The sequence below is a fragment of the Chryseobacterium sp. FR054 genome (genome assembly GCF_056844565.1).
This window is the reverse complement of record NZ_JBXDSA010000001.1, coordinates 1111967-1119193: the sequence shown is the minus strand read 5'-3', so window position 1 is coordinate 1119193 and position 7227 is coordinate 1111967. Positions and strand designations below refer to the sequence as shown.

Below are 7227 nucleotides of genomic sequence, written 5' to 3'. Positions count from 1 at the left end.
GTTTTTATCAGCCATCAAATAAAAAATCTGCGTCATCTGCAAGATCAGCGAGCGATTAAAAAATAAAACGCGTATTGATAATATGTTTTTACCACTCAAAATGAAACCTTTATTAGTTTTTACAAACAAATTCAACAGGACAGAAAATCATAATCAGCAGATATGATCTGTAATCTGCTGATTAACACTTGAGTTTTTTTAAGAGACAAGCTGTACGTTGATAAGTGCCCCTAAGTTTTTAAAAATCTACGGTTTTTATCAGCCATCAAATAAAAAATCTGCGTCATCTGCAAGATCAGCGAGCGATTAAAAAATAAAACGCGTATTGATAATATGTTTTTACCACTCAAAATGAAACCTTTATTAGTTTTTACAAACCAATTCAACAGGACAGAAAATCATAATCAGCAGATATGATCTGTAATCTGCTGATTAACACTTGAGTTTTTTAAGAGACAAGCTGTACGTTGATAAGTGCCCCTAAGTTTTTAAAAATCTACGGTTTTTATCAGCCATCAAATAAAAAATCTGCGCCATCTGCAAGATCAGCGAGCGATTAAAAAATAAAACGTGTATTGATAATATGTTTTTTTACCACGCAAAATGAAACCTTTATTAGTTTTTACAAACCAATTCAACAGGACAGAAAATCATAATCAGCAGATATGATCTGTAATCTGCTGATTAACACTTGAGTTTTTTTTAAGAGACAAGCTGTACGTTGATAAGTGCCCCTAAGTTTTTAAAAATCTATGGTTTTTATCAGCCATCAAATAAAAAATCTGCGCCATCTGCAAGATCAGCGAGCGATTAAAAAATAAAACGCGTATTGATAATATGTTTTTTTACCACGCAAAATGAAACCTTTATTCGTTTTTAGAAATATTCAGGATCAAAAGATAAAAAAGCAGATTCCCTTCAGAAACCTGCTTTATCAACTAAAAAAAACGACTGGAAACCGAGACTCTCTTTTTCCTGTCTTAAATCTATCTCAACGTAAACTTCACTTTCGTTTTAACAGCATCCGAAGAATTACCGATCAATGCTTCAAAGTCTCCCGGCTCTGCAATCCATTCATGTTTACCGGCATCAAAATAGCTTAATGCGGTTTTATCGATTGTGAAAGTCACTTCTTTTTGCTCACCCGGATTTAAAAATACTTTTTCAAAACCTTTCAGTTCTTTGGAAGGTCTCGGTACAGAAGATTTTAAATCGCTGATGTAGAGCTGTGCCACTTCAGCACCTGCTTTTTTTCCTGTGTTTTTTACAGTTACGGTAAAAGTGATTTTATCTTCCTGTGATATCGTGGTTTTATCCGCTTTGGCTTTTCCAAATTCAAAAGTCGTATAGCTCAGTCCGTGCCCGAAACTGAATAAAGGTTTGATGTTTTTGGTATCATGCCAGCGGTAACCTACAAAAATTCCTTCATTATAGGTAATATTGATCGGATTTTTCTGATCTTTACCTTTTCCTGCCGCCAATTCATCCTTCCGGCCCGGATATTCTCCGAGCTGATGGGCTGAATTGTCTTCAAGCTTCACAGGAAAGGTAAACGGAAGTTTCCCTGATGGGTTGGCATCTCCGGCTAAAACGGAAGCGATTGAATTTCCTGCTTCCGATCCCAGGTACCAGGCTTGTAAAACGGTAGGAACCTCTTTGATCCAGGGCATTGCTACGGCATTTCCGGTAACCAGAACTACGGCCAGGTTTTTATTGGCTTTGGCCAGTGCAGAAATTACGTTATCCTGATGATAAGGAAGTCCATAACTTTTTCTGTCGTTTCCTTCGCTATCCTGGAAATCAGATTTATTCAATCCGCCGATAAAGATGACATAGTCTGATTTTTTAGCCAGCTCTACCGCTTCGTTCAGCAGTTCTGTGGCGGAGCGGGGATCTTTTAAGTCCTGTCCGGATTTTACACCGTTGTATTCACCGCCAATGTCTCCCACATAGCCTCTGGCATACTGTACATCAGCCTGTTTGCCGAATCTGGATCTGATTCCGTCTAAAGGAAGTGTTTCATATTTTACCTTTAATGAAGAGGAACCGCCGCCCACAGTCATGATTTTGATGGCATTCTCTCCAATAACGGCTATTTTTTTTGCTTTATTAAGATCAATAGGCAGAACATTTCCCTGGTTTTTCAGTAAAACAATGCCTTCTTCACCAATTTCTTTGGCTATGGCTTTGTGTTCTTCAGAAGCGATATTTCCGAAAGGTTTGTTCCTGTTCATGGTGGTTTTGTAGGCAAGACGGAGTAATCGGGTCACTTTGTCGTCCAGCTCTTTGGTTCCCGCTTTACCGGATTTTATCAAATCCAGATAAGGTTTTGCCAGAAAGTAATTATCATAGGCATTTTTAGTTCCGGCAGAAAGACCGTTGGTCCAGGTTCCGAACTCAAGATCCAAACCGTTATAGACAGCCTGTTCCGTATTATTCACGGCACCCCAGTCGGAAACAACCACCCCTTTATAATTCCATTCTTTTTTCAGAATATCATTTAAAAGATACTGATTCTGGCTCGCATACTGGCCTTTATACATATCATAAGCTCCCATGATCGTCCAGGAGTCTCCTTCCGTTACCGCAGCCTTAAAAGGGGGGAGGTAAATTTCGTAAAGTGTTCTGTCATCCACAATTACATTACTGGTGTGGCGGAACATTTCCTGATTATTTAAAGCAAAATGCTTTACAGAGGTAGCCACACCATTGGATTGAACCCCTTTGATATAAGGAACCACCATTTTTGAAGTCAGATAGGGGTCTTCACCCATATATTCAAAGTTTCTTCCGTTCAGTGGAGTTCTGTAAATATTGACTCCGGGGCCCAGAAGAATATCTTTCTTTCTGTAACGGGCTTCTTCACCCAAAGCTTTACCGTAGTTCCAAGACATTTTTTTGTTCCATGTGGCGGATAATGCCGTAAGGGCAGGGTAGGCGATAATAGAGTCATTCGTCCATCCTGCCTGATCCCATTCATCCCACATTACTTCAGGACGTACGCCGTGAGGACCGTCCGTAGTCCAGAATTCCGGAATTCCCAGTCTTGGAACCCCCGGTGAACTGAATTTCGACTGGGCATGAAGCATGGCTACTTTCTCTTCCAGCGTCATTCTGGAAAGAGCATCCTGAATACGCTGTTCCACAGGTTTTGATTCATCTAAATAAACGGGTAAAGAAGTATTGGTCTGAGCCATATAAGAAACAGAAATAAAGGTGAATAAACTTAGAATAGCGGTTTTCTTTAACATATGCCTGGTTATTTGATTGTAAGCAAAAATAAAGAAAATTTTTTATTATCTCAAAATGAGAAAATGAAATTAAGCGTATAAAAAACTGCCGGTGCATTGAGCCGGCAGTTTTATATGAATGAAAAGCTGAAAAACCGGTTTGGATTTTCACCGGTAAGTCAATGTTACCAGCCCTTTACCGCGCCTCCTTTGAAAATTTCTCCGGCCTTTTTTTCCACTTCATCAGATTCATACGCCTTTACAAAGTTTTTTACTTTCTGGCTGTTTTTGTTATCCTGCCGGGCAACCACAACATTTACATAAGGAGAATCTTTGCCTTCTTTAAGAACGGCCTGTTTTTCAGAATCCAATCCGGCCTGAACGGCGAAATTATTATTGATGATTCCCACCACAACATCCCTGTCATCCAGCACTCTCGGGATCTGCGCGCCTTCAATCTCCATAATTTTAAGCTGCTTCGGATTTTCTGTAATATCAGTCACTTTTGGAAGAAGTCCCACTCCGTCTTTTAATTTCAGTAAACCGCTTTTCTGTAACAGAAGCAGTGAACGTCCTCCGTTGGTAGGATCATTGGGAATAACAATCGTATTTCCTTCCTGCAGCTCACTGATATTTTTGATTTTTTTGGAATAGGCGATGATAGGATAAACAAAAGTATTGCCTACAACGGCTAAATTATAGCCTCTCTGTTTGGACTGTTCCGTAAGGTAAGGGACATGCTGGAAAGCATTGGCATCAATATCACCATTAGTAAGAGCTTCATTGGGAACTACATAATCATTGAAAGGAATCAGTTCCACTTCAAGATTATATTTTTCTTTAGCCACTTTCTTAGCCACTTCAGCAATTTCCTGTTCCGGACCGTAAGTGATGCCTACCCGGATGAAATTCGGATCATCCTTTCTCCCTGAACATGCCGCAAACATGAGTATTCCGGCTGCCAGTACACCTAATATCTTTATTTTTCTCATTGTTTTATTATTTCTCAATCTAAAATACTACCTGTGATCAAATTTCTTTGACAGTCTGTCACCTGAAAATTGTATGATAAACACTAACAATACTAACAATACAAGGACTGTGTTCATAATCACAATATCATAACCGATATATCCGTACTGATAGCCAACCTGCCCTAATCCACCGGCACCTACGGCTCCTCCCATAGCAGAATATCCAACTAAAGTAATCAATGTGATTGTAGCATTATTGATGAGAGAAGGCAGGGCTTCCGGAAGCAGAACTTTTCTGATGATCTGGAATGGGGATGCTCCCAAAGCTCTGGCTGTTTCTATTAAACCGTGAGGCACTTCAAGAAGGCTGTTTTCCACCAGCCTGGCGATAAACGGTGCTGCTCCAACACTCAGTGGAACCAGGGCTGCATTCACCCCAATGGATGTACCTGCCAATATTCTGGTGAAAGGAATCATCCATACAATGAGAATAATGAAGGGGATAGCCCGGAAAATATTGACGATGATGGATAAGGTTCTGTAATAAACTGTGTTTTCCAGCAGCTGTCCTTTTCTGGTTAAAAACAGCATAATTCCTACCGGAAGTCCCAATACAAATCCAAAAAATCCGGAAACAAAGGTCATATAAACGGTTTCCCAGGTTCCCTTTGCCAGAAGGGCAATTACAGTATCACTAAGCATATCCTTTTACGGTATTTTGAATTTTATTCTGATTGAAATAATAGATGGCCTGCTGATTTTCTTCTGCTCCTCCCTGAAGCTGCAGCAGCAGTTTCCCGAAATTAGAGTTGCCGAGATATTCCACATCGGCTTTCAAAAGCTTATACGGAATCTTATATTGAGAGTACAGGGTTGAAAGAAGTTCTTCAACACTGATGTTTTCATTGAGTTCTATTTCAACCAGCGGAAATAAACCTTCCTGTGGTTCTTTCTGCAGTCTGTTATTAAGTTCCTGTGGCAGGGTCATAATGTCTGAATTTATAAATTGGCGGATTACAGGATTTTCTCTATCCGAAATAATCTCACTTAAAGTTCCTTTTGCTAATAATTTTCCTTTGTCGATCACGGCTACATGGTTGCAGACCGTTTTAATGACTTCCATTTCGTGGGTAATCAGAAGGATGGTAATTCCCAGCCTTTCATTAATGTCTCTCAGCAGCTGTAAAATCGACTGTGTTGTAGCGGGATCCAGAGCGCTGGTTGCCTCATCACATAGCAGAAGGTGAGGATCATTGGCTAATGCCCTTGCAATGGCCACTCTCTGTTTCTGTCCCCCTGAAAGGCTCCTCGGATAATCGTTGGCTTTATCTTCCAGTCCTACAATTTTCAGAAGCTCATTCACCTTTTTACGGATCCGGTCTTTACCGGTATGATCCAGTTCCAGAGGAAGAGCGATATTATCAAAAACAGTTCTTGAGGAAAGAAGGTTAAAATGCTGGAAAATCATTCCTATCTTCTTACGTTCTTCCGCCAGCTGTTTTGAATTTAGCCGTGTGAAATCCTTTCCATTGATAATTACCTGCCCTTCATCCGGTCTTTCCAGCAGGTTTACCGTACGGATCAGGGTACTTTTCCCGGCCCCGGAAAATCCGATGATACCTACAATATCTCCCTTCTCTATATTCAGGCTTACCCCGTTCAGTGCCTTAAAGGACTGTTTTTTCTGGTGGAAAGTCTTTGATATATTTCTGATTTCTATCATTCTGATGCTTTATATTTTTTTAAATAGGCTGATAGCGCTTATTAGTTCTGTTAAAAAATCGTCTTACCCTTCTTAATCTGACTTTCGACCGTTTTGAAAGTTTAAAATACCTGGTGACATTCGTCAGAAGTACTCCCAGCAATATGATTGCCAAACCATACAGCTGGCCTCCATTGATGCTTTGGCTGGCTACAATCCAGCCGGCAATAACGGTAACAATAGGGTTGATATAAGTATGCGTACTTACCAAAGCGGCAGGTTTCACAGACAGGAGCCAAATGTACGACAAATAAGCGACTATCGATCCGAAGAAGATCAAAAACAATACACCCAGCCATGCAGAAACCGGAATAGCGGAAACCGAAAAGCCAACCCATTCTTTTCTGAAAAAGGCGATAAGAAAAGAAACTAATCCGGCTACGATGAGCTGTTGGGCAATATTCATAAAGGTGGATTGGGAAGCAGGATTTTTCTTGGAATATAAAGAACCCAATACCCATGCTACCGAACTCAGACCCAATACAACAAATGCTGTGATCCGGAGCTTTCCGTCGGCCGCCGCATGAGCTGCATGGGAATGCACACTTCCTTTCAGAAATAATATCAGGCCTGCAAAGCCAATAATCAATCCTATCGGAATAAATTTATCCGAAAAATAATATTTCCAGTTTTTTCTGTCGATGGCAATGAACCAAAATGGTCCGGTAGCGATGGATATGGCAGCCTCCGATGCTGTTACATACTGTTCTCCCCAGGCTACAAGTCCTGTTCCTCCGGTAAGAATAAGGGTTCCCGTAATGGCATTTTTTTTCCAGTTAACCGGGGAATTGGCTTTTTCTCCTTTTGAAAGCAGATATCCAATCATCAGAATTCCTGCTGCCAGAAATCTCAATCCGGAAAGTATGAAAGGCGGAAAACCCTGCAGACCGAATGAAATTGCTAAAAACGTAATTCCCCATATTACATAGATGTTGGTAAACGCTAACGGAACCAGCCATGTGTTTTTAGAATTGTTCATTGTTATTTTTTTAATGTTGTTTACGGTTAATAAAAAAAGCTCTACAATCATGCAGAGCCTTTGAAAATATGTCATATAAAACTAAGGTCATCCACAATATTCCTGAGGTACAGGCATACAGATCCACATCATCATGGTTTTGATGGTATGTTTCTTTATTGAATTATTTTTTAATCCGGCCTTCATTTTATTTTATTTCCTGAATACGTTTGCAAATATAGAATATAATTTTTATTAGTCCACTAAAAAAGTAGGGTTTTTGAAAATTAAATTATTGTTAAC

At 39.9% G+C, this 7227-nt stretch carries 5 protein-coding genes; all 5 read right to left on the bottom strand.

Annotation, left to right across the window (positions count from 1 at the left end; genetic code table 11):
- Positions 1-986: 986 nt before the first annotated feature.
- Positions 987-3197 carry a glycoside hydrolase family 3 C-terminal domain-containing protein gene (locus AC106S_RS05255; protein ID WP_482438418.1) on the bottom strand — a complete coding sequence of 737 codons (2211 nt, stop codon included), beginning with the start codon at positions 3195-3197 and terminating at the stop codon, positions 987-989.
- 218 nt (positions 3198-3415) lie between these two features.
- Positions 3416-4222 carry a methionine ABC transporter substrate-binding lipoprotein MetQ gene (gene metQ, locus AC106S_RS05250; RefSeq protein ID WP_482438030.1) on the bottom strand — a complete coding sequence of 269 codons (807 nt, stop codon included), beginning with the start codon at positions 4220-4222 and terminating at the stop codon, positions 3416-3418.
- A 27-nt stretch (positions 4223-4249) separates the two neighbouring features.
- Positions 4250-4906 (bottom strand): methionine ABC transporter permease MetI, encoded by a 657-nt coding sequence (gene metI, locus AC106S_RS05245; RefSeq protein WP_482438029.1) that lies wholly within the window; start codon positions 4904-4906, stop codon positions 4250-4252.
- Complete coding sequence (locus AC106S_RS05240) at positions 4899-5927, bottom strand: methionine ABC transporter ATP-binding protein (RefSeq protein ID WP_482438028.1); 1029 nt, start codon at positions 5925-5927, stop codon at positions 4899-4901. Before AC106S_RS05240 ends, metI begins: the two co-directional genes overlap by 8 nt.
- 19 nt (positions 5928-5946) lie before the next feature.
- The gene (locus tag AC106S_RS05235) at positions 5947-6945 is read right to left on the bottom strand and encodes an EamA family transporter (protein WP_482438027.1); all 999 of its coding nucleotides are present in this window, start codon (positions 6943-6945) and stop codon (positions 5947-5949) included.
- Between the last annotated feature and the right edge of the window lie 282 nt (positions 6946-7227).